The 22,106-nt window shown below is 45.1% G+C and carries 22 protein-coding genes; 16 read left to right on the top strand and 6 right to left on the bottom strand.

Features of this window, described 5'->3' with window-relative positions; all coding sequences use genetic code 11:
* The first annotated feature begins 17 nt into the window (after positions 1–17).
* On the top strand, positions 18–239 hold the full coding sequence (locus QT984_RS16020) for a DUF4079 domain-containing protein (RefSeq protein WP_333053095.1): 222 nt from the start codon (positions 18–20) through the stop codon (positions 237–239).
* Positions 240–517: 278 nt separating this feature from the next.
* Here the strand turns inward: QT984_RS16020 and QT984_RS16025 are convergent, their stop codons facing one another.
* Positions 518–1,600 carry a DALR anticodon-binding domain-containing protein gene (locus QT984_RS16025; RefSeq protein WP_333339453.1) on the bottom strand — a complete coding sequence of 361 codons (1,083 nt, stop codon included), beginning with the start codon at positions 1,598–1,600 and terminating at the stop codon, positions 518–520.
* Positions 1,601–1,955: 355 nt separating this feature from the next.
* Between QT984_RS16025 and QT984_RS16030 the strand changes: the two genes are divergently transcribed.
* The 5 genes from QT984_RS16030 to QT984_RS16050 all read left to right on the top strand — a co-directional run bounded on the left by QT984_RS16030 (position 1,956) and on the right by QT984_RS16050 (position 6,607).
* The gene (locus tag QT984_RS16030) at positions 1,956–2,783 is read left to right on the top strand and encodes a Crp/Fnr family transcriptional regulator (protein WP_333232006.1); all 828 of its coding nucleotides are present in this window, start codon (positions 1,956–1,958) and stop codon (positions 2,781–2,783) included.
* 124 nt (positions 2,784–2,907) lie between these two features.
* On the top strand, positions 2,908–3,576 hold the full coding sequence (locus QT984_RS16035; protein ID WP_333209680.1) for an HAD-IB family phosphatase: 669 nt from the start codon (positions 2,908–2,910) through the stop codon (positions 3,574–3,576).
* Between the two features lie 244 nt (positions 3,577–3,820).
* The gene (mtnB, locus tag QT984_RS16040; protein ID WP_333232002.1) at positions 3,821–4,450 is read left to right on the top strand and encodes a methylthioribulose 1-phosphate dehydratase; all 630 of its coding nucleotides are present in this window, start codon (positions 3,821–3,823) and stop codon (positions 4,448–4,450) included.
* 84 nt (positions 4,451–4,534) lie between these two features.
* Complete coding sequence (locus tag QT984_RS16045) at positions 4,535–5,584, top strand: patatin-like phospholipase family protein (protein ID WP_333053100.1); 1,050 nt, start codon at positions 4,535–4,537, stop codon at positions 5,582–5,584.
* Positions 5,585–5,794: 210 nt separating this feature from the next.
* Positions 5,795–6,607 (top strand): MlaE family lipid ABC transporter permease subunit, encoded by an 813-nt coding sequence (locus QT984_RS16050; RefSeq protein WP_333053101.1) that lies wholly within the window; start codon positions 5,795–5,797, stop codon positions 6,605–6,607.
* A 162-nt stretch (positions 6,608–6,769) separates the two neighbouring features.
* On the opposite strand, the gene QT984_RS16055 is transcribed toward QT984_RS16050, so the two are convergent.
* On the bottom strand, positions 6,770–8,284 hold the full coding sequence (locus QT984_RS16055) for an SGNH/GDSL hydrolase family protein (protein ID WP_333374405.1): 1,515 nt from the start codon (positions 8,282–8,284) through the stop codon (positions 6,770–6,772).
* Between the two features lie 208 nt (positions 8,285–8,492).
* Between QT984_RS16055 and QT984_RS16060 the strand changes: the two genes are divergently transcribed.
* The 3 genes from QT984_RS16060 (at position 8,493) to QT984_RS16070 (ending at position 10,352) form a co-directional block, all read left to right on the top strand.
* Complete coding sequence (locus QT984_RS16060; RefSeq protein ID WP_015174589.1) at positions 8,493–8,837, top strand: hypothetical protein; 345 nt, start codon at positions 8,493–8,495, stop codon at positions 8,835–8,837.
* 160 nt (positions 8,838–8,997) lie between these two features.
* Positions 8,998–9,246 (top strand): hypothetical protein, encoded by a 249-nt coding sequence (locus QT984_RS16065; protein WP_333053105.1) that lies wholly within the window; start codon positions 8,998–9,000, stop codon positions 9,244–9,246.
* 716 nt (positions 9,247–9,962) lie between these two features.
* A complete protein-coding gene (locus QT984_RS16070; protein ID WP_333209675.1) occupies positions 9,963–10,352 on the top strand; it encodes a hypothetical protein in 390 nt (129 codons plus the stop codon).
* A 321-nt stretch (positions 10,353–10,673) separates the two neighbouring features.
* Here QT984_RS16070 and QT984_RS16075 read toward each other — a convergent pair whose 3' ends face one another.
* Both QT984_RS16075 and QT984_RS16080 read right to left on the bottom strand, forming a co-directional pair.
* On the bottom strand, positions 10,674–11,960 hold the full coding sequence (locus QT984_RS16075) for a glycoside hydrolase family protein (RefSeq protein WP_333053109.1): 1,287 nt from the start codon (positions 11,958–11,960) through the stop codon (positions 10,674–10,676).
* 297 nt (positions 11,961–12,257) lie between these two features.
* Positions 12,258–12,917, bottom strand: a complete 660-nt coding sequence (locus QT984_RS16080) for an NAD(P)H-binding protein (RefSeq protein ID WP_333053110.1) — start codon at positions 12,915–12,917, stop codon at positions 12,258–12,260.
* Positions 12,918–13,034: 117 nt separating this feature from the next.
* On the opposite strand from QT984_RS16080, the gene QT984_RS16085 reads away from it, so the two are divergent.
* From QT984_RS16085 to QT984_RS16100, 4 genes are all read left to right on the top strand, one after another.
* Complete coding sequence (locus QT984_RS16085) at positions 13,035–13,748, top strand: DUF1997 domain-containing protein (RefSeq protein ID WP_333053111.1); 714 nt, start codon at positions 13,035–13,037, stop codon at positions 13,746–13,748.
* An 880-nt stretch (positions 13,749–14,628) separates the two neighbouring features.
* On the top strand, positions 14,629–16,842 hold the full coding sequence (locus QT984_RS16090; protein WP_333053112.1) for an ATP-binding protein: 2,214 nt from the start codon (positions 14,629–14,631) through the stop codon (positions 16,840–16,842).
* 164 nt (positions 16,843–17,006) lie between these two features.
* Positions 17,007–17,306, top strand: a complete 300-nt coding sequence (locus QT984_RS16095) for a type II toxin-antitoxin system HigB family toxin (protein WP_333053113.1) — start codon at positions 17,007–17,009, stop codon at positions 17,304–17,306.
* On the top strand, positions 17,290–17,694 hold the full coding sequence (locus QT984_RS16100) for a transcriptional regulator (protein ID WP_333053114.1): 405 nt from the start codon (positions 17,290–17,292) through the stop codon (positions 17,692–17,694). Before QT984_RS16095 ends, QT984_RS16100 begins: the two co-directional genes overlap by 17 nt.
* Positions 17,695–17,802: 108 nt before the next feature.
* Here the strand turns inward: QT984_RS16100 and QT984_RS16105 are convergent, their stop codons facing one another.
* Complete coding sequence (locus QT984_RS16105) at positions 17,803–18,033, bottom strand: helix-turn-helix transcriptional regulator (RefSeq protein ID WP_333209670.1); 231 nt, start codon at positions 18,031–18,033, stop codon at positions 17,803–17,805.
* Positions 18,034–18,123: 90 nt separating this feature from the next.
* On the opposite strand from QT984_RS16105, the gene QT984_RS16110 reads away from it, so the two are divergent.
* Positions 18,124–18,411: a hypothetical protein gene (locus tag QT984_RS16110; RefSeq protein WP_333374408.1), complete on the top strand. Its 288-nt coding sequence runs from the start codon at positions 18,124–18,126 to the stop codon at positions 18,409–18,411.
* Between the two features lie 596 nt (positions 18,412–19,007).
* Entirely contained in the window at positions 19,008–20,474 is a 1,467-nt protein-coding gene (locus tag QT984_RS16115) for a response regulator (protein ID WP_333209668.1), read from the top strand.
* Positions 20,475–20,830: 356 nt separating this feature from the next.
* On the opposite strand, the gene hisG is transcribed toward QT984_RS16115, so the two are convergent.
* The gene (hisG, locus tag QT984_RS16120; RefSeq protein ID WP_333053122.1) at positions 20,831–21,475 is read right to left on the bottom strand and encodes an ATP phosphoribosyltransferase; all 645 of its coding nucleotides are present in this window, start codon (positions 21,473–21,475) and stop codon (positions 20,831–20,833) included.
* A gap of 198 nt (positions 21,476–21,673) precedes the next feature.
* Here hisG and QT984_RS16125 point away from each other — a divergent pair, with 198 nt between their 5' ends.
* Positions 21,674–21,931 (top strand): hypothetical protein, encoded by a 258-nt coding sequence (locus tag QT984_RS16125; RefSeq protein ID WP_333053123.1) that lies wholly within the window; start codon positions 21,674–21,676, stop codon positions 21,929–21,931.
* Positions 21,932–22,106 lie beyond the last annotated feature (175 nt).

Genomic DNA, 22,106 nt, shown 5'->3' on the forward strand with positions numbered 1-22,106 from the left:
TAGATGCAGGCTTTTTCTTGGGATTTCAAGACGGGATTTTTCACAGGGATAATGTATGGCTGGTTTCTCATTTTTATTACGGACTCGATGGGACGCTTTTGATGGCTTTTTCGTGGGGAATTGCAGCGGAAATTAATCAGGAGCGATCGCACCGCTGGCGGAAAATTCACACTGGTTTAAACTGCATAGCGCTGCTGCTATTTCTCTGTCAAAGAGTAATATCATGTCCGATCGATTGACCATAATATCCCGGCCGGGGCGGGTTTTTGAGATTGTCAATTATTGGCAGATATTGTTGGTGAACCCGCCCCTACATGATTTTGGGCGAAGCGAAGCGGAGGGAATCGACCGGACATAATATAACGGGTTATCGCACTTTTTTGGAAATTCGTTTAAGCGGGCAAAAATAACTCATTTATCGCTGCGATTTCAAAAATTAAACTTGTCCGAAACCAGCGCCAAAATACAGTAAAATACTTTTTTTTATGCTACTTGTTACTTTTTTATACGGACTAATTCAAAGTTCTAAAGGAGCAATAGCGTTCAACAAATTTTCTAGGATAAATCGCAGCAAAGATTGAGTTGCTAATATTAAACCTAATCGAGCTTGGGCGAGTTGTGGCTGTTCTATTTTAACTTCTCCCCAAATTCGGCACTGGCTGTAAAAAATCTGAAATGCTTCGCTCAAACTATTGGCTAATTTGAAATAATTGACAGGTTGTTCGCGTTTTTTTACCTCAAAATTAGGATATAAATTGTCTAGCACTGTTAACAGTTGGGATATTAAACGGCGTTCTGCTGGATGCACTAACCGCAGTCGATCGCCCTCGTCGATCCAAGGGATAGGATTTGGACTCTCCAGCGACCAAATTTCCGGCGCTGTAGCGACATCTGGCTGGGCGATCGCAATTATCCGATCGCGGTGGGCCATTCGCAGCAGGGAACAGCAGCGCGCGTGGCTGTACTGAATCGGAAACAGTCGATCGGCACACACAACAGGAGATAATATTCGAGATTCTGGAAGTGGGAGGTTCGTTTGAGCTAAACGCTGCAACCAGACGGCTAAACCTGCATCAGTCAACTCCAACTCAATAATTCCAGCCCGTGCGACTTTAACGGCGAAATCTGGGTAGCACAGCGGTTGGAGAGTTTCGGCCAACTCGGCGGCGATTGTCTGCGGTGTCTGCTGCCAACTTTTAGCCAATTTCAGGGCGATCGCAGACAGGTACAGCACCCGCGCGCTATCTTTACTCCGATTTAACGGAATTATTGCACCATTCTCAATAAGCTTTTTATGGGCGGGCAGGATGCCCACCCCAAAATCAAATTCACTCTTTGTGGAACAGGCATCTTGGGCGGGCAGGATGCCCACCCCACAACCAAATTCACTTGTTGTGGAACAGGCATCTTGCCTGTTCTTGAGAACAAATTCATCTCTTGTGGAATGGGCATCTTGCCCGTTCTTGAGAATGGTGCCACCTATGAGATTTAATGGAATTTTCCCTAGTGCCTCTTGCTGGCCGATCGCCCTTTGGAACCTGGAAAGCAAGAAACACTTCACTGTAACTTCCGGGCACTGCTCCATATTTGCTGTATCCATATCGGCTCATCCTACCGTAAGAGCAACGATCGACTGTTACCGCTTGCACTTTTCTTGTACGTTAAACTGCTGATCTCAGAGATAGTCGATCGGCTCCCCCGGACGAGGCTACATCGAATTAATCGGCTTTATAGCGATTTTTTTGCTAAATATACAATAATTTACGACAAATTTTTTGCTGAACTATACCATTTTGATGTATTTTTTGCTACATTAAATATTTCGGTAAAACTAAGAAAAGTCAGCACAGTTAAGAAGCGTGCAAGCTCGATCGGGGGTTGGTTGTCTCACTTGGTATCGCACTGCTGGCAGAAGCTGTTTTTCTCACTCTTAAATATATCCCAGAGCCTCACTTATGCAATCAACTTCCACATCTGTAGAGACTATCGATCGACCGTTTATCACTTGGCAGCGAATTATCGACTGGGCCCAGGAACACTACCGCTGCCGGACTTTTAGCAAAGACGAGCGGATTCCCGCAAGACCCGGACTGCTGTATTTAGTCCAGAAAGGTTCTGTGCGGCTCGTAGGCAGTGCTCAAGTTAGCGCTGCTGCGGGGAAGTCGAAATCCGCTGACAAAACTACAGAAGAAGCTTTTTTGGGCTTCGTTGGCGCCGGTCAGCCCTTTGAACTGGTTGCTCAGTCTCCGTTTACTCTCCAAGCTTACGCCCACGCCGATCAAACTCACGTAGTGTGGATGTATTGGCACGACTTGGATAATTGGCCTCACTTTCGTAGGGAAATTTTGGATGCGTTTCGCTACCAACACCAGCGGAAACTTCTCTGGCTGAGCACTTTGGGACAGCGCCGGACGATCGACCGACTGCTGGGATTTCTCACTTTGTTGATCGAAGAGTTCGGCGAACCTTACATAGGTGACGGCGAACCGGATGTGGTTCGGGGCTACCGACTGCCTTGGACATTGACTCACGCTCAAATTGGCAGCGCAATTGGCTCAACGCGGGTGACGGTGACGCGCTTGATGGGTAAGTTGCGATCGAAAGGTTTGATTAATACTGAGGATGATAATTTAATCTGTTTGCCTGCTAAGTCTAACCCCCAAAAGACAAAAAACCAAAAGCAGGAGGTAGAAGATTCCTTGGATGATTCCCTGGATGATGAAGATTCCCTGGATGATGAAGATTCCCTGGATGATGAAGATTCTCTCGAAGAATCTGCATAAAATCCTGCGGGAAATTGCCAACAAACAGCACGTCACTATTAGTTTTGGGCAGTCGCGCTCGATGGCTCGACAGTGTAGGATAAATTGTGTAAACTTTTCCTGTTCTCGAAAGGTGCGACTGACAATGACCGATGACAAGCCAAAATCTTCAATCCCGAACAATCAGCAACGGGTGGTATTCTGCGACTTTGACGGCACGATAACTGTTGAAGAAACTTTTGTGGCAATGCTCAAGCATTTCGCACCGGAACTGTCGTCTCAACTGATGCCAGAAATATACGCTAGAAGGCTGAGTTTGCGATCGGGAGTGCGGCAGTTACTAGAGTCTATTCCCTCGGAACGTTACGGGGAAATTGTGGAATTTTCTAGGGGAAAGCTGATGCGGCCGGGATTGGTGGAATTGCTGGATTTTTTGGACAAAAAAAAGGTAGATTTTGCGATCGTTTCCGGCGGTCTTCGGATTATGGTAGAGACGGTAATGGGCGATTTGGTACACCGGGCGAGGGTTATTTACGCTGTGGATGTGGACGCTAGTGGCCCTCGCTTGCAAGTCAATTCTGAGTTTGAAGGAGATGAGGAATTGGTGTCTAAGGTGCGGGTGATGGGCCAGCACCCGGCCGAGGAACAGGTGGCGATCGGAGATTCGCTAACGGATTTTAATATGGCTTTGCAGGCTTCGTCGGTGTTTGCGCGCGATCGGCTTGCCCAGTATCTAGACGAACAGCAAAAGCCTTATACTAAATGGGATAATTTTTTTGATGTGTTGGAAAATTTGTCCCAAAAATGGAATTGAAACTATCGCCTTTCTCAGGTAATATAAATTCCGTTTGCATCGGTATTGTACGATGTTAAATTTTGTAGGGGCGGGTTCACAAACAATAATTGCCCATAATAGACAATATAATAAACCCGCCCCCGTGCATATAAGTCCGATGCTACCGGATTTGATATAAGGTACGCAGTGCACTACGTTTAGATAAACCAGCGCAATTCCTATTAACGTAAAAAGTAGATTAAAAACTGAGGATTTGTCAAGAATGAGTGGTGATTTGAGATCGGATTTAATTGCAGCAGCCAAACATTTTTACGATCGCGGTTGGATGGTTGGGACTGCTGGCAATCTTTCAGCCCGCTTACCAGATGGCACTTTCTGGATTACTGCTAGTGGCCGCGCGAAAGGGCAGTTAACTGAACAAGATTTTATCAGAATGAACTTAGACGGCGCAATTGTCGAGCAACCTGTTGCTGACAGCCGCCCTTCCGCCGAAACCAGCATTCATTTAGCCGTTTACAATTGTTTTCCAGACGCGAAAGCTTGCTATCACGTCCACTCCATCGAGGCAAATTTAGTTTCTCGGCTAACCGCAGGAGATGCAGTGCCTTTACCGGCGATCGAAATGCTGAAAGGTTTGGGAATGTGGGAGGAAAACCCGCAAGTGTCGATACCCCTCTTTACAAATTATTTAGAAGTCCCTAAGATAGCCAAGGAAATTTGCGAATTTTTTGCCATTTGTGCGCCCTCTGTACCCGCTTTGTTAATTCGCGATCACGGCATTACAGTCTGGGCAGAGTCGCCAGCCGCCGCCTACAATTACGTAGAAATTGTAGAATACATTTTTCGCTATACGATCGCAGCCCGCCAATTAAATTTAGATTTGAAATTTTAGATTTTAGATGAAGCGGTGCATGGATTCGGAGGCTTGGGGATTTGAGATTAGCAAACGAGAAAATATTCAGAATAGGCAACAATTATGGCGAAATATACCAGAATTTTATCCATAGATGGAGGCGGAATTAGAGGAATTATTCCAGCGCAAATTTTAGTTAGCGTTGAGTCAAAGCTGCAACAAAAAAGTGGCAACCCTGATGCGAGAATAGCTGACTATTTTGATTTAATCGCCGGCACGAGTGCAGGAGGAATTTTAACTTGCATCTATTTGTGTCCCGATGCCGAAAATCCCACCAGACCTCGGTGGGCAGCCCAAGACGCTGTTAATTTTTCGATTGAGAGTGGCCGCGACGTTTTTCAGACTTCATTGTGGCAAAAAGTCAGATCTCTAAATGGTGTGAGAGATGAGAAATATCCCAGCGAGCCCTTAGAAAAATTATTTTGGGAAAATTTTAGAGATTGCAAACTCAGCGAACTGCTAAAACCTTGTTTAATTTCCAGTTACGACATCGAAAGGAGAAAAGCTCACTTTTTCGATCAAATAGATGCTAAAGAATATCCAGCCGAAGACTATTTTATTAGAGATATCGCCAGAGCCACATCGGCAGCTCCCTCTTATTTTGAGGCTTCTAAAATCTATTCTTTTAGCAATGAATGCTACGCTTTAATTGACGGGGGAGTCTTCGCCAACAATCCCGCACTTTGTGCTTATGCAGAAGTTAGAAATAAATTCAGAATTCCTGACAATGACTCCTACCGAGGCCCGAAAGCAAAAGATATGGTAATTTTATCCTTGGGAACCGGAGAAGCTCAGAAAAAATACCCCTACGAAAAAGTAAAAAATTGGGGTCAAATTGAGTGGGTAGAGCCTTTGATTAATATCATGATGACGGGAGTTGCTGAAACTGTAAATTATCAACTAATTCAAATTTATGATGCGGTTGAAAGACCGAATCAATATTTGAGAATTACTCCCGATTTGAGCCACGAACAACCGCTGCCGATTGATGATGCCTCGGAAGAGAAGATATCGGCACTGCTGAGAATTGGCAAGGATCAAGCCGAAAAGAATAATGAACAGTTAGATAAGTTTATCGACTTGTTACTTGCTCCCGTAGTCCTAGGATTTTAGATTTTAGTCATATTGTAGGGTGGGTTGGGCGCGGCGATTAAGTTAAGTCACCAATAAATAAATCTTAAACCGCGCCTAACCCACCAACCGCAGGGCCCAGAGACAAAAAATATATGTTGACAAATCGTGCAATAATTGCTGTAGGATTGCCGAAAATCTCTATTTAGCAGTGCTTCGCCCTGTTTGCAATTAATCGCGAGCCCTCCGTCAGTGGTTAAGAAATACCAAGAAAAGCGCGATCGACATTTAGATGAAACCTTCAATAACAGGTGGTTTCAGCGGTTTTTTTTGACGTTGTTCCTGGGGGGCCAAGTGCTGCTACGCATACTCCAAGGCAAAATTGACCGTCGCAAAATCATGGAACATTTAGTAACAGTAGGCCTGGATTCTTTCCGATCCGTGCTGCTAATAGCCTTTTTTGGCGGCATGATTTTTACATTTCAATCCGCCAGAGAATTGGTTCGCTTTGGGGCGGTTGGGGCGATGGGAGGTGCGTTTGCTGTGGCATTTTGTGGCGAATTAGCACCACTTTTAACGGCGGGCGTGGTGGCGGGACAAGTAGGTTCGGCCTTTGCGGCGGAGATAGGAGAAATGCAGGTGACGGAACAAATAGACGCCCTGTATATGTTAAGAACAAATCCGGTTGATTATTTAGTAGTGCCGAGGGTGATAGCTTGCTGCATCATGCTGCCGATTTTAACAATTTTTGCGGTAGCGGTGGGAATTTTGGGCGGGCTATTTGTAGCGGTTCATTTTTATAATTTGGAACCGTCGGTATTTTTGGAATCGGTGCGGACTTTTTTGGGGCCTGGGGATTTAGTAACTGTGGTGATTAAAAGTTTTATTTTTGGGTTGATAATTGCCCTTGTCGGTTGCGGTTGGGGATTGACGACGGTGGGCGGAGGGAAAGGAGTAGGCCAAGCTGCAACGGCGGCGGTGGTAACTTCTTGGGTGTTGATTTTTGTAGCAGATTTCTTTTTATCGTTGTTGATATTTCACGAGTTGAGGATGCTCAAAGGTTGATAATCTTGGCGATTATAGCAGGATTCAGGAGTCAAGACGCTTAAATATTAAGGGTTTGAACAATCATCAACCCGAATGCCACCAGGATTTCTATAAAATAACATGAATATTTTTTTAACCGCAGATGAACGCAAATAAACGCCGATAAAATTGCATCAGCGTTCATCCGTGTTCATCCGCTGATATCTGCGGTTTAAAACTCTCAACTTCAGATGGTAGATTGGAGAAGGAGAAAGGAGGGCGATACACTCGAATTGCCTGGATTGGAACTTTCCCATCTGTTTCGGGGACGATTTCGAGGGTGTGTTTGGAGTTGCTCAAATTCTGAGCCAATGTTGTAGAATACTCGCGGCTTGAATCTGTAATTTGTGGAGGAACGTATGAATCAACAAACATTGGTCGCACTTGCCAGGAAATTTCAAAGCCTTTAGGCGTCGGTTTTTTAGACTCTTCATAAGAATTTTTCAGCCACCAGTTTCTCGGTTCAATCACGACGCGGCCAGAGTTTGAGACAAACATTTCGTCGTTTGTACCGCTGCCGTCGTAACCTGTTTTAGAACCTACAACGTCAAATTTAAACTTGCTGGCGTCGCTGTTAATCTCAGTAATCACGGCTTTCCAATCTTCGACGATTAGCGGTTTTTGACTGGATATTTGGATGATTGCTGGCCAACCGACGCCAAGAGTAACGCTAGGTCTGGTGATGCTGTAAAGTTCAGGAAATTCTGAGGGTTTTTTGCCGTCGATCGCAATTCTAGCAGAAATTGCTTTGCCGTTGAAGGTTTTATCGGCGATCGCATCTATTCTATTTCCTTCAAATTCTAAAACCAACTTGCCATCTTGCCATTTAACATCGGTGCCAACTGTATAGGTTTTCACTAAATCCTGCGGCGGTTGAGGAGAATTTGGCTTGTATCGCAGATGCGGTTTTATCAGGGCCGCTAGGAGAAAGTTTCCCCAATCGTTGAGGTGAATGCTGTCGCTCAATAGCTGTTGTGGCTGCAAGCGATTGTCTTTCAAATACCTGCGCCAAGGTTCACGAATTTCGGCTATTTCGCAGCCGTATTTATCGGCCAACTCCGGCAGCCATTTAGTAGAATGAGTGTTGTGCCATTCGTATCTTTTGACTGAATTTGGATCGTCGCTGTTGCCTGTAGGCATCCAGTCAAGATGGTCTGAATGCAAGAGTATTTCGCTAGCAGTGCGGCTGCGGACATTGGCAATTATGGCTTCGTAATCTTCACCGCCTCCGTAGACGTGAAAAATTAGCAAGTCTGGATAAAAAGGATACAAATCGTGTTCGCTGGGACGGATTAAAATCGGGGCGGCAAATCCTCCGATCGCCCGATTTTCCACAATCAAATCTGCATTGGGAAATCGCTGTCTTAAATCCTTCACTACATCTTTCCACCAATCTTGTTCTGTGATGGATTGACCGTAGAATAGAATACGCACTTGGCGACGGTCTGTTGGAGTGCTAGCAGCAAGTAGCCCCATCGTCCTTTGAATCCTTGCTCCAAAACTAGCATTATTTTCAATAGGAGCGGGTGGGGGAAATGGCGTAGAGGCAACTATTTTTTTGATGAGCGGAACTAACAGAAAGCTCAGACACAAAAAAAGCAGCCACAAGTAGCGATAAATCTTGGATTTTCTGCTATTTCTTTGGTGTTTTGCCATTGTTTTATTTTTCCCTGTCCGTTTCACTTTGCTCCAGGCGACTGTGGGATGAATGCTACGTGTCTAATCAGTAGCTGTAGCGTGCTTATGGGCGCACCTCACCAGTAGCTGTAGTGTAGCCTGTATGGAAATATATTACCAAATTGAGCGAGCCAAAAAGTGATATAATGCCTGCTAATTAATTGCACTCCGATCGATCGCACGTCAAATGGATTACAAAACCGCCCGCAGTTTTCTGATCGACCAAGGAACCGCCCTGGAAACCAAGAAAAATCCCGACGCCTTCCTGATGCGTCTCAAACAAGGTCAACCGCCCGTACCCGGACAGGTGACATCGATTTTATTAGCTTTAAAAATATTGTTTGAAGGGCTGCAAGAATCTCCAATGCTCGATCGACAATTGATATCGGCACTGCATTTACTGTCAGTAGAAGGTTTGCAGCAATTTGAAGCTGGACTCCGCAGAGGAGTTTCTTGGCCACCGCTGCTGAAGGAAGACTTAAATCGAATTGCGATCGCCGTCAAGAATATCTTTTCCGGCGTCTGGCAATAATTAGCTCAGCAACCACCGATCCCGATACCCACCGCCAGCCAACTCAATTTTTTTTATACAATTATTTGTAAAATTTTATGTTAATCTTGCTACATTTACCCTCGAATTGTGGCATCTTAATATAAGAATCACTTCAAACAAACAATTGGAGATACTACTCATGAACGCTGAAGAAAAAGCTAGACAACTAATTGCACGAGAAAGGCAGCATAGCGAACACTTGCACGAAGCTATGCTCAATCGTTCCTCCCACGAGCTAGAAACACATGGGGAGGGAATTGCTGAAGAAAAAGCCAGAGAATTAATGGCTCAAGAAAGGCAGCACAGCGAACACCTGCACGACTCTATGTTAAGCCGTTCCTCCCAAGAGGTAGAGGCATCGATCGCACCCGATGACACTGACAAATAAATTTTGTAAACACAAGACTTACGGACACATACCAATAAACCTGGTTTTTATACCATTTTTCATACCATAACAAAGGGCTGTAAAAATGTTTTTGTATAAACAACCAGGTTTCTGAGTCTTGCAATAGTTCAGCACAGCAAAACTCTACTCAAATCGAGGAGGATTTTAGGTGCAATCAAAACAGCCCCTGCTCGGTTGGCCGCCGCTATCACAAGCATCCACGCGCCATATATAGCAATAGAAAATGCCAGGTTCTACTCCTCGCGAAAGCTTTCCAGGGATGCCAAAAGAGCTGGCAGTCCCGCTAGCGCAGCCGACACCAGAGCCTCATCTTTGTAAACTCGAGATAGCCGAATACGGGTACTTTTAGACGCAGAGGTGAAAGAGCCTCGCCGTTGGGAATTTCCGGTTTCAACCCGCCCTAAATTTTGTGTTTCTCGCGTCACGCCAAACATAGCAGTATCCTCGCAGTATCGTCAATTAATCCCTAAATATGCGCCCGTAAATTTTCTCACGGCTTGCTGTATGTTTCTATTATTACTCAGATAGGTAACAGAGATGAAAGCATGAAATAATTATTCACGATAGATAGGGATCAACTTAAACTGCTTAAGGGCTTTTATTAATTTGTTACACGGCGGGTTTGTTTCAGCCGCCCACGACGACTCAGACACCAGCAACCAAAATCACCGATTTCACAGGAGGAATGCGGATCGATGATGCTAACTCTTAGTGCAGCAACAGTGATAAGTCAAATCAAGCCGACTGTCGAAAGCTTGGGCGACGGAGACTACCGCTACCGAGACTCCTTTGCGCTCGATCGACCTTTTCGAGAAATTCAATTTCGCAAACAAGACAGATACATCACCGGCAGCGATTCCGACAAACGCACGGGCAAAAGTTACTGCTTCCGGGGCATCCCCCAGCACAACAACATTATTAACATCACGGTAGCGATCGAAATTTCCCCAAAAACAGCACAGAAAACCGAGTGGAAATTAGCACCGGGAAACCCCATTAATTTCGACAGGCTTTATCCCCTGCAAGCAGGGCCGGGATTAGAATTGTACAAATGTTTGACAGCATTTTTACCAAAATTGAAGTAATTATATCAAATATGGTGGATTGCACCGGATATCTCTAGGACACGGCTTGGCCCATAGGTGTCAACTTAAGCTTTTAGTCCATCAATATTCCCGCCTACCCGTCAGTCCGCCAGGGGTTGAAACCCCTGTCTAATACCTAAAGTCCTCGCTATGAGGACTAATGAGTTTAAAAAATTTTATTCTCAGTCCTCATAGCGAGGACTTTAGCTTTGAGGCAGGGAATTCATTCCCTGTCGGACTGTCGGACAGTCGGACTGTTTAACGTTAAGTTGACACCAATGGAGACTGCCGTGTCCCTACCCTTCTTTGTGTTAATTTAACCTAAGAACCAGCATTTTCCAATTCTTCCCGCAGCATTTCCCGGTAGACTTTCGGCAAACGAGAACTCATAGAATTGGTTTCAATTCCATATCCCAAACTCGTCCAAGTTCCCGAAAGCATCCGCAACACGTCAGTTAATCTTTCCTGTCGCAACATCTCAGAAATATCAGCTTTCCAAAACTTGCGATCGCTCAACCAAGCATAAACCACAGCATCCTGATCTTCTGGTTCAAAACTGTAATCTTCCCAGAATAAAAAATTAGCACGACGCGCCTGATAGCGCTTAGCCTTCTCCTTCCAAGTCGTAGTCAGAAATTGATACCTGCCCGCAGCGGTAGTACACCTGCCTCGATTCGGGCCATTAACAATCTTCACGCACCAGTCAGGATGGCGGCTCAAATCTAATATGTATTTGCCACCGTAAACAACGTGATAAGGGCGAGCAACATTCGACTCGCTAGCAGAAATAGTACGCATCAGCGCCCGAATATAAGGATCGCCCGTTTTAATAGCCAGCGGCGGGAATTTTCCCCGCCCGCTTACCGACTGCGACAACTGCTGATTTCCCCGCAAACTGTCAACCAAAAAAACACCGCCGCCAATCACAGCGCCGATTAAAAGTATAAATCCGAGGATTTGAATCTCTGCTCGCCTCAGCAAACCTCTTTTGCGACGGCTCAATTTCTCAGCTTCTAGCCAACTCATTTCCATTTCCGAAATTTCCGCCAATTTTCGAGCCGCCCGCATCCGGCGCACCCGAAAATCGTATTGATATAGCGGCGCGGCTACCAGCGTTAGACTCGATAAAACCCCCGCCAATTTAATCATCCAGAAATCTAATTCACCGGCTATGGCAACATTTGTCAGAGTAGATATTCCTGTTAGTAATTGAGCCGGATCGATCGATCGCGCGGGCCAATAAAAAATCGCAAGTTGCACCAACAGCGACAGATTAAAGGCAAAAAAAATCACTACAACAGCATTCAAGCCTTCTCGCAAGTGCGATCGAATACCCGTATGCCGACGCTTGAACTTGCGCGCAACGCGAAAGCGCCCCGGCAGCATAATTAGTAAGGGATTTAAGATTTTGACTGCTAAAAAGTGACAAACAAAGAACACAGGCAACTGAATCAGCCAAGCCGCCAGCAGTAGACTCAGAAAGCCGATATTGTCGCTGACAAAAGGAATGCCCCTGCGAAGGACAAAACTAAAACTCTGAGCGAGAGCAAATGCCCTTAACCACGAAATCGGATAGGGGAACCAAGCTGGCCACTTGAGAGTTTTCATGCTGGGAGAACGAAAGTTTAAGGGCGAATGGTAAAACTATTAAGATTTTGCCAGATTTGGCGATCGGAAAACTGGCAATTCCCCTGCGGTTTGTACTGATGGGACTTGCGCGCTGATGCCCAGAAACCGGGTTTTTTAACCAAAAACTTGCCTAAAACCCTCAATCTCGGTAAAAAAACCCGGTTTCTTTGTTCGCTACCTGGGCCTAAAGAAACCGGGTTTTTTACCTTTGTGCTGGCTGCAACGGGTATTTTCGTGAAAAACCCGGTTTCTGGGCACCCGTGCGTCCTAATTCAATCAAATCACACTGGCAAACAACTCCTCAAAACTCTTTTGCGGAGCCTCCGACTTCGCCACAATTTCCACAACCTTGTTGCGAGAAGTCGGCTGAAACAGCGCCTCCACGCACACTTGGGCTACCTTGGTGCGGGGAATGCTGCTCTCAAACATTTTGTCCGCACCAGTCATGACGATCGCATCTGAATTATCCTCATTTTTGAGGCCGCCCGGACGGACGATCGTATAAGTTAGGCCGCTTTTTTGCAAATACTCCTCGGCTTGTTTTTTCCAAACCAAAATCAGCCAGAACAAATTCAGCGGGTGAAAAAACTGAGAGACGCACAGAGAAGTCACCAGCACAAAATGCTCAATTCCCTTAGCCTTAGCTGCATCCACCAAATTTTTAGTACCTTCAAAATCCACCTTGTAAGGCGCTGTCGGGTCAAAACCAGGGGCCGCCCCTGTCGCACACAGCAATACCGTACTATCGCCGATGGCATCGCCTAGGGAAGTTGCATTTAATACATCCCCAGTCACTAACTCAGCCTCCGGTGGTAAAATTTGCCTCGCTGTGTCTAGATTTCGGACTAAGGCGCGCACGGGAATACCTCGCTTGACCAATTCTGCGACGATGCGGCGGCCAGTCTGACCTGTGGCTCCTGCTACAAATGCTTTCATATGTCGAGTTATGCTGAACTAGGGTAAGTTTTGTTGCTATCAATTTCTCAATTGTAGGGAGGAAACTCCCTTAACACATCCCCAACCCGACCGGTGCGTATTACAGGAGAGTATAGAATGAAGCAAGATTCCGCTGAATATCAAACTTTTGAAGCTTCTGACGAAAATTACTACCCAGATGCGAGTTTCCGACAGCCCGAAAGTGGAAGCGCGGATGCACCAGAGGAAGTTGAGCCGATTTGGTTTCACACGCATTTTGAAGACAGCATGGAGATGTACGCCGATGCGGAGACGGTGGCGAAGCATTTGAACAACCACAAGAGTTGGTTTTGCCAGTGCGCTTCGCCGATGAAGGCCCAGCCGATCGGCGAAAACGGCTATGATTTATTAATCGGGCGTTTTGGGGCTTTCGGCTACCGTGTTGAAGCGAGAATTGGTTTAGAGTTGCTGCCGCCGGATGCTGAAGGCTGCTATTTGATTAAGACTATTCCGGTTCCGAATTATACCTCGCCTGGGTATGAAGTGGATTTTCGATCGGCAATGAAGCTAGGGGAGATACCGTCTCAGGAGTTTGCCGCCGATTGGCCGAGCTCGGAACGTGCTAAGCTGCCGCCTGTGATTACCATTACTAGCTGGAAGCTGGATTTGGCTGTGGGAGTTTGCTTTCCCAAGTTTATTCGATCGATGTCTCAACCTTTAATAGAAAAAACCGGCGATGCGCTTTTGGAAAAAATCATCAAACAAGTTAACCGGCGCTTGACTTATAAAACTCAGGTTGTTTTTCACGAAAGTTTGGGCATTCCTTTTCCGAAAAATCCTAAGAAATATTAAGCATACTTACGCTTTAACCTGTACAGCATTTAAATTGTATGTTAAGTGTGGGATCTCCTGCCCAACCCCTACTCCCCACAAGAGTAAAGATTTATTTGACTCTGCAATTTAAATGCGGATTAGCTTAACTCGCATTTGTAGGGTGTGCACTGCACACCTTACTCATAAGTGCGATCGTCATAACTCATACCCTCGTAGATTTTCGACTTCGGCGTGAGCGCTCAGTCGCACAATTTTAGATTAAATTATGGGGAATAACTGATTGTGTATGGGTTGGGATCGCGAGCCTAAAGTTGCTTTTTTGAAACTGATATCACTTTCTCCGGGTGCTTAGAGCGAGCCTTATGCCTAGGTTTTTGAATCCAACACTTGCTTTACCAGTTAATCCAAATCATCAAGTTATTGCTAATAAAATTTAAGGGTAAAGTCATGATTGCATTTTGACATATAGCAATTCTTGCAAAAGTCGTATTTTTTTTACCCCACGCCAACCCTCCCCGAACGCGCTGGGAGTCCGTAAGAAATTCACAAATGATGCGAGGATTGCTAGATGCTGATTTCTTATCAGTGGAATTAGTTTTTATTATTATGGGTCAATTTAGCACAGGGTTGGACACAATAGTTTCAAGTCAGATGCCCTCAATTTCGACAGTATTGTTATTAAAAGATTCTGCTTCTGTCATTATGCTTTCCCTCCTTATTGCCTCATGATTAAGCAATGTAGGCGACGCAGTTCAAAGCGGGATCCGATCGCCCTCGTAAACTAGCAAGTGTCTCAGATCACAAGGCAGATCGATCGCCCTCACTGCCAAAAAACGTAAAGTTATGTCAGATTAAGTAAGGGGTTATACAATAACTCTTGCCATATCCCTAGAAAGTTATGACAACGAAACTAAGAGCTACACACACAGAGAAAATGGAGAGAGACTTGCACCAGTTGAGGGCAGACCAAGAACTGATTCTCAATCAAGTAGACAATGCGATCGCTCTGTTCGACTCGTCTGATTGCTTAGTTTTGTTTAACAAAAAATTGGCGGGAATCTGGGAACTGTCCCCAGAATGGCTGGAAACAAAGCCGAAGTGCCACTTGCTGTTTGCGGAAATTGTCGATCGGGGTTACTTGTCCCTTCAGCAGTGGCAAGAGTTTCAGCAAGCACTCGAAAAATCTCAGGATGAAAGTTTATCATTTTATTTCGAGCAATCCAATGCGGTTTGTTTGGAGGTGTGCGCCACGATTACCAACAGCGGCGGACGGCTATTTACCTTTCGAGACGTTACGGTATACCGAAACTCCCAAGCTAGCTTGAACGCAGAAGTCAGGCGGCTTAGCTTTCTTTTAGGTTTAACTGAACGCCTGCAAAAGTCTGACAGTTTGCAAGAAATAGGTCAGTTTGCCCTCACCTATTTAGTAGAGGCAATGAATGCAGCTTTCGGAGATGTCAAGGTGATTAACGGCAAGGGAAACGATCGGCAAGCGTCGGGGATTTGCAACCAAGTTTCTAGTCAATTTTTGGCTACTTACGGGGAACCAGTAGTCGCAGGAATGCAAGAATTGCTCGACCAAGGCATTCCCTACGGCATCGGTTTACTGTGGGAAGTGGTGAAAACTGGTAAACCTGTGTTTGTCGAGGATTATGCCCAACATCCCAATGCCGTGCCGGAATTTCGGCATCCGGGAATCGGACAACTGGGTATTTTTCCGATCGCAGCTACCAACGGCACAATCATCGGAGTGCTGACGCTGGAGTCCCGCAACATCAAAAAACTGCAAGCCGCCGTCCACCAAGACGTACTCGAAGCTGCTTGCCGGACTCTGGGGGCGGCGATCGAGCGGGCTCAGACACAAGAGAACTTGCGCCAAGTTAATGAAGAATTAGAGTATTCTTCTCAGTTGAAATCCGAGTTTTTAGCCTCAATGTCCCACGAATTGCGGACGCCTCTCAACAGCATTCTCGGCTTTTCTGACTTGCTGCTGCGGCAAACGGCCGGACAGTTGAGCGATCGACAAATCAACTATGTAGAACTGATCGAAAAAAGCGGTCAGCACTTGTTGCAGCTAATCAACGATATTCTCGATCTTTCTAAAATTGAAGCCGGGAAAGTAGAACTCAACTTACAGCCTGTTCGCGTTCAAGAACTGGCGACAGACTGTATGAAAATGATGCAGCCACGGGCAGACAAAAAGCGGATCGGTTTGTCTTTAGAACTCGACAACCGTATTACTAAAGTTTGGCTCGACGAACGGCGAGTGCGACAAATTGTGATTAATTTACTTTCCAATGCCATCAAATTTACCCCCGAACAGGGACAAGTTAAACTCAGCGGGCGTCTGGCCTACGGCAGTGAAATAGACGGCGACTACCGACCGGATTGTTCTCCTATAAATGCCAGCACTCCTTATTTTTGTTTTGAGGTAAAAGACTCCGGCATCGGCATTCCTCAAGACCGCTGGCACTTGCTATTTCGACCTTTTCAACAGGTGGATTCTTCCCTGACTCGGAGGCACGAAGGTACAGGTTTGGGTTTGGCTTTGACTAAGCGTTTGGCAGAATTGCACGGGGGAACTGTTTCTTTTCAATCTGTTTGCGATCGGGGAAGTCTTTTCCGCGTTTGGCTGCCGTTGACGGAGATGCGTCAACAGTTGGGAAACTTTGCTTCTTGTGCTTTGGATACCAAGTTAGTTCCTGCTTCTGCGATCGCTTTACCAATTGCCAGCAAGCGAATTTTGGTTGTTGAAGACCAGCTTTTTAACCAAATGTTAATTTCTGAGGTGATGGAATTGGAGGGGTACGGGGTAGAGATACTCGCGGATGGGAAGGCGATGGCCGATCGTATTCTCGCAGCCTCTGCAGCCCCGGAGTTGCTGCCGGATTTGATTTTGATGGACATTCAGTTGCCGGATGTTGACGGCTTTGAGTTGATGCGCCGAGTTAAAGCAGATCCTGTCTGGGATTCGGTACCGATGATTGCGGTGACGGCGATGGCTATGCCCGGTGACAGTGAGCGATGTTTGGAAGCAGGCGCTTCTGGTTATTTGAGCAAGCCGCTGGATTTGAATTTGACGATCGCTACTATCCGTTCTTTTCTCACTTAAACAGCATTTATACAAAGCTTGTCAAAGTAACTGTTAGCTTGCACGGGATGAGAAAAGCTTGTCCATCAAAGTGCCAATAAAAATTTGCTTGAAATGATTTAGACGCGCTATATAATAGATGATGACGGGATTCAGACATCTAGAAAATATCATAATGATAGCTAATGCACGTTATCAGTCGGAAAAAATTAAGAGACTACTGCCAAAGTCACGCTGATTCCTGCGAAGCGCTCGATGACTGGTATAAAATTGCCAGTAAAGCAGCCTGGACTAATCTTGTTGAAGTTCAAGCTGTTTATCTCAAAGCTGAAGCAGTTGGAAATTTTACAGTTTTTAATATCAAAGGAAATAAATATCGCTTAATCGCGAGTATTAACTATGAGAAGCAAATTATTTATATAAAATACGTTTTCACTCACGCCGAGTATGACAAGGAAACCTGGAAAAATGACTATTACTTTTGATCTAAAAATTTACAGTAGCTTGCTCTCTCAATATCAGCCTCGAATTATCAAAACTGAAGAGGAAAACGAGATATTTTTGAAAATTGTTGAAGAATTACTCTCACGTCCAAATCAGACTCCAGAAGAAGATGCGCTGTTGGAATTGCTGGTAAAACTGATTGAGGATTTTGAAGATCGGCACTATCAACTTAATACATCAACGCCCAAGTCAAGGTTGCTGCATTTAATGGATGCTCGGAGTCTAGAAGCAGAGGATTTAGTAGAAATTATGGGTTCAAGTGAGGCGGTAGTTGAGGTAATTAACGATCGGCTAGAAATCAGCAAGAAACAAGCTGAGGCTTTGGGGAGGTTTTTTCACGTCGATCCGGGGTTGTTTTTGTTCAATTAAGCGATCGCACTCTGTAATGTCTCGGAGGGCGATCGCATCCAAGTGGATTGATTTGATGAGGGTGGGGGCGATCGCACCCCTCCTATAAAAATGAACAAGCGATCGCACTCACTCATCAAAAGAATCATCCCCAAGCAATTCCAACAACTCATCCCAAGAACAACCAAAAGTTTCCTTAATGCGACTAACTGGGTCTATTTCTATTTTTGCCATTGGCTGCATAGCATAACGGCGAACGGTATTGTATGGGACGCCTGAACGCCTGCTTAGTTCGCTCAGGCTCCAGTTCCGCTCCTCGCTAAGCTCTTTTACTTTGATTTTTACTCTGTACATACTCATTAGCTTATGAGTATTTCAGTGTCAGAACTATAACTTTCGCATATACATATTAATAATTACATATTGACATATACACGCTAGCGTCATAATATGAGTAATAAATCAAAAGCCAGCGCCTCTACCTACCAAGTGTCCGCGCTGGCTCTGGCTCCCTTTTGCAATGGAGACAAAACCATTATGACTTACAAAGAGTGCCTCAAGCCTTGGGCGGTTGCCCGTTTACTTCCCAATTTGCAGTGGGCGATTATCGGGCGATACCGCAGTCGATCGGACGCTGACGGACATCTTCAGTTGTGTCGCCAGCGAGTCCCCAATATCCGATTAAAAGTTGTGTTTGCTTTGCCCGATCGCACTGATTTGACACCTCATGGCCGATAACCGATCGTAGGAATCGGTTTTTTAGACAGAACTTACGCCAGGGCCGACAAAGAAACCGGGTTTTTTACCTAATCTGCGGACTACAGCAGAGGATTTTCGTAAAAAAACCCGGTTTCTGGCCACCCGTGCGTCCAAGACTATTAGGGAAAAAGAAAACAGCCCCACGTGAGGCTGTCTTCGATCGCACTATTGTATTTGCCACTGCTGGGCCTCCGACTTTTCCAACTGCCACTAATGCTGGGTTCACTGCCACAGAGGTGTAATTTATTACATTTCATGATGCGAAACGCTAAACTCAATAGTAGATAAATTTTAGATTGAATGTAAAATCAACTTATATTAACCTAACTCAACTATTTCGGCGATCGATCGGGGACATCTCTTTTCAGAAACGAGGGGAAAGACTAAAGAACACAACACAATCAGTTCTGGACGCTATTAGACTAAAGAAACCGGGTTTTTTACCCCGATTAAAAGTCTGTATGCAGTATTTTCGGAAAAAATCCGATTTCTAGGCGATCGTGCGTCAATCCTAGCTAAATACCTAAATCCTTTGTCCTTGCCGATCGGTGGCCAAACTTTACCTATCATATTCCATGTCAAACAAGTCGCCCTGCATCATGTTGGTTGATGACGAGCCAGCTAATCTTATTTTACTGGAAGAGTTATTGCACCTAAAAGGATACGCTACAGTATCAGCGCTATCTGGCCATGAAGCGCTCTCGCTTGCCCGCGCCTCTCGACCCGATTTAATTTTACTAGATATTATGATGCCGGAGATGGACGGTTTTGATGTGTGCGATATCCTACGGAAGGATACGGAATTGCAAACTGTACCGGTGATTTTTTTAACTGCCCTCGATGACGATATATCTCGCATCAAAGGGTTAGAAATGATGGCAGATGATTATTTGACAAAGCCTTTTAACAGTCGCTTGTTGCTGGCGAAAGTGGAAAATATTTTGCAGTTGAGTCAAATGCGATCGCAAGCAGTATCTTCCCAATTCCACCAGCAGGTAAAAGAGCAAAGCAAACGCCAAATCGCCGCAGCTTGGGAAGCCAACGAATATCTGTCAGAAAAATTTCAGCTATTTGTGCCAGAGCAACTTCTCGAACGAATTGCGCCGCAAGGAATAGAATCTATTCAGTTGGGCAATGCCACAGAAGAAGAGCTGACTGTTTTATTTTGCGACATTCGCGGGTTTACTGCGATCGCCGAATCTCAACAAGCTCGCGAGACTTTTGAATGGTTGAACGCTTTTTTTACTAAAATGAACGAGTGCATCACGTCTCACGGCGGGTTTATTGACAAATACCTAGGCGATGCAATCATGGCAGTATTTGACCAGCCAAATTCTCACGCCATGAATGCGATCGAAGCCGCAGTAGCAATGCAAGAAACCTTGCAAGAATTTAATGCCAGTCGCCACCAATACAATTTAGAATCTCCCGTCAATATTGGTACGGGAATTAACACAGGTATCGGCATGATCGGCACTTTAGGTTCCGATCGCCGCATGGACTCTACAGTCATCGGCGATGTGGTAAATACAGCTTCTCGGTTAGAAAATTTAACTAAAATATACGGCTGCCAAATTATTGTTAGCGAAAATGCCATTGTTCATGCGAGAGAATTTCTAAATGGCATAAGTTCCAACTCCCACTCAAAAGAAAGTCTATTATTAAAGTGCGACTTAGAAATGGAAACACAGGAGAGTATTATTTCTACTTCTGGGGCGACTGCTGCTGACAGCCATTTGCCCAGCAACAATTATTACTATCGCTGGATCGATCGAGTAACGCCGCGCGGCAAACAGCAAGCTATTGAAATCTACGAAATCTGGGCAGCCTCTTGTCCCGACTCTGAGGCAAAGCAGCTTACCCAGGGTTTATTTGACAAAGGAATTCAAGGATGGCAATCCGAAAGATTTGTCGCAGCCTTGGGATATTTTCAGCAACTAATCGAACAAAACCCTGCTGATACAGTCGTCAGTTTTTATATCAATCGCTGCCAGGAAAAACTAGGTTTTATACCTGTAAGTAAGCGCTCAGAAATCAACTAAATAGAACCAGTTCGTACTGAGGATTTCAGTCCTATTTCTTACGGCAAATACTAGCTCATAAAGATTTAACTTTTAGGGCGGGCGAGAAGCCAAAACCCTACTTCCCACAAGAGTTTAGAACTCTGGAAAAAGTCGCTAACTATCGTGAATTAAATAACTTACAAATTTAATTGTTATTGTGGGATGGGCTCTTATAGCCCATCCAAAAAGGACGGGCTATAAGAGCCCATCCCACTTTCAAGAGTGGAAGTTATTTAATTCTCATTCCTAACTATCGTGAATTGTATCTGCGTTGCGTCTGTGCTTTCCCTATTACTGAAAGATTTATGCCATAAGTCTACTCTAATTTTAGACCATCAAACAGCGGTCAAAACTTGCTCTCTCAACTTCCCGATCAACTCATTCACCCCCCCCGCATTCAAACGGTAACTCAGAGGATGACCGATTAAATAAGCCGAACTTTCAAACAAAACATCAATTTCCACCAAACCATTTTCTCGCAAAGTTTTGCCAGTCGAAACCAAATCCACAATTGCCTCCGACATACCCGTAATAGGCCCCAATTCCACAGAACCGTAAAGCGGCACAATTTCCACCGGCAAATTCAAATTGTGAAAATATTCCCTTGCACAGTGTACGAACTTAGAAGCAACTCTCCCGTGAGGAGGCAAATCCACCGTTCGTCGATAAGAACTAGATTCCTTCACCGCCACAGACAGCCGACACTTGCCAAAATTTAAATCAATTAAATTGGCAACTTTCGGCTTTTTTTCCCGCAAAACATCATAGCCAGCAATCCCCAAATCCGCTTGACCGTATTCCACATAAACAGGTACGTCGTGCGTCCTTACTAGCAAAGCTTTGGCAGTGCCCGTCGGGTCATAAATTTGAAGTTGTCGGTTCGAGGAATCGAGAAAAGCACTGAAGTCTAATCCAACCGATTTAAACAGCCGAATGCTATCTCCTAACAGTCCGCCTTTGGGAAGTGCAACAGTAATCATGTCAATTTTTAGAGGGTAAATTTCTTAATTTGGGAAGGGGGCGATCGCGGTCTAAGCAGAAACAGCTTTTACCAAACTCAGAATAACACATAGAGTTCATAGCAAAAAATAAATTTCGGGTATTGCTCGATCCTTGATTTGAGGATATATTATATTTAGTAATTTTTTATTTAGTCACTTTTTTCAATGGCGGTCGGTATGGAAAATAATCAAGAATTTGAAGAAAATTTTCACAGTGTAGACCAGGATTCCCTGAAAAAGATTACAGTAGATGAAATCCTCTCAGGCGGTGGTGTAGAGAGGGAGGAAATGGACTATACAGTAGCTGTACCTAGCGCTAACCAGGCAAGGGTTCCCAGGGACAGAGGCTTCTCCTCTCATGTGAAATCAAGCGTTTTCGATCGCGCCCCCCGATCGAAGTTTGCAGAAAAACGCGGAACGCTGGGAGGCTGTTAATTTGACAACTCTGGGCCCTAGAAGGGCAGAGATTCTTGTATCATTCAGTCCACTTAGGATCGCGAATTAAATAACTTACAATTTTAATTGTTATTGTGGGATGGGCGTCCCGCCCGTCCGTTTTGGACGGGCGGGACGCCCATCCCAATTTCAAGAGTGGAAGTTATTTAATTCT

Source organism: Microcoleus sp. Z1_B2 (assembly GCF_036700325.1).
Lineage (GTDB): Bacteria > Cyanobacteriota > Cyanobacteriia > Cyanobacteriales > Microcoleaceae > Microcoleus.